General features: G+C 58.6%; 1 protein-coding gene and 1 pseudogene. Both read right to left on the reverse strand.

Annotation, left to right across the window (positions count from 1 at the left end; all coding sequences use genetic code 11):
- Positions 1-128, reverse strand: a pseudogene (locus tag Q0341_RS10145) (phosphonate C-P lyase system protein PhnL); the annotation flags it as partial.
- Between the two features lie 18 nt (positions 129-146).
- Positions 147-935 carry a phosphonate C-P lyase system protein PhnK gene (phnK, locus tag Q0341_RS10150; protein ID WP_299512811.1) on the reverse strand — a complete coding sequence of 263 codons (789 nt, stop codon included), beginning with the start codon at positions 933-935 and terminating at the stop codon, positions 147-149.
- Between the last annotated feature and the right edge of the window lie 71 nt (positions 936-1006).

Here is a 1006-nt window from a genome sequence, read left to right on the forward strand (position 1 = left end):
GATGGGCCATCCAACACCACACACTCACCGGCATGAACCGACAGATTGACTTGGTCCAACACCTGCAGCTGGGCGCCATTTTGGTGGTGCAGCGTGAAGCGCTTGGACACCTGTTTCATTTGCAACATCGTCTTGTCCTTTGAGTTTCAGGCTTGCAACACAGAAGACACCAACAATTGGGTGTAAGGGTGTTGGGGATCGTCCAAGACCTGATCGGTGAGACCGGCTTCGACCACCTCGCCGCGTTGCATCACCATCATGCGGTGGGCCAACAAACGGGCCACTGCCAGATCATGGGTGACGATGACCACGGCCAATTGCATTTGGCGATTGAGTTGGCGCAGCAAATCCAGCACCCGGGCTTGGACCGAAACGTCCAGACCCGATGTGGGCTCGTCCATGAACACCAGCCTTGGGCTGGTCACCAAATTGCGGGCAATTTGGAGTCTTTGGCGCATACCGCCTGAAAAAGTGCGGGGCGTGTCATCGATCCGGGCGGTGTCAATTTCGACCCGCTGCAGCCATTCTTGGGCGGTGCTGCGCAAGCGGCCATAGTGCCGCTCGCCCAGGCCCATGAGCCGTTCGCCCACATTGGCCCCGGCAGAAACGTCCATGCGCAGCCCATCGGCCGCGTTTTGGTGAACGAACCCCCAATCGGTGCGCGCCAACAAGCGTTGCTGGGCTTCGGTCATGGCGTAGATGTCTTGCATTTGTCCGTCACGGCCAAGGTAAGTCACCTGGCCTGCATCGGGCTGGCACCTGGCCGCAATCGCATTGAGCAAGGTGGTTTTTCCAGAACCAGATTCGCCCACCACGGCCATGACTTCGCCCGGCCACAGGTCGAAGCTGGCGTCCTGCAGTGCGACCCGGTCGCCATAGCGCTTTTGTAGGCCACGCACGCGCAGCAAGGGGGGGGTGTTTTCAGTGGTTTCCATGTCAAATCTCGATCACAAAGCTCAAGCCATGCTGTTGAAATCCCAGCGAGGTGTAAAAAGCATGCGCTCGT

This window comes from uncultured Limnohabitans sp. (genome assembly GCF_937889215.1).
In the GTDB taxonomy this organism is placed as follows: Bacteria; Pseudomonadota; Gammaproteobacteria; order Burkholderiales; family Burkholderiaceae_C; genus Limnohabitans_A.

Bases quoted from the DNA above. Each gene is read 5' to 3' on its own strand.
- phnK (WP_299512811.1), bottom strand. From the start codon at position 935: ATGGAAACCACTGAAAACACCCCCCCCTTGCTGCGCGTGCGTGGCCTA.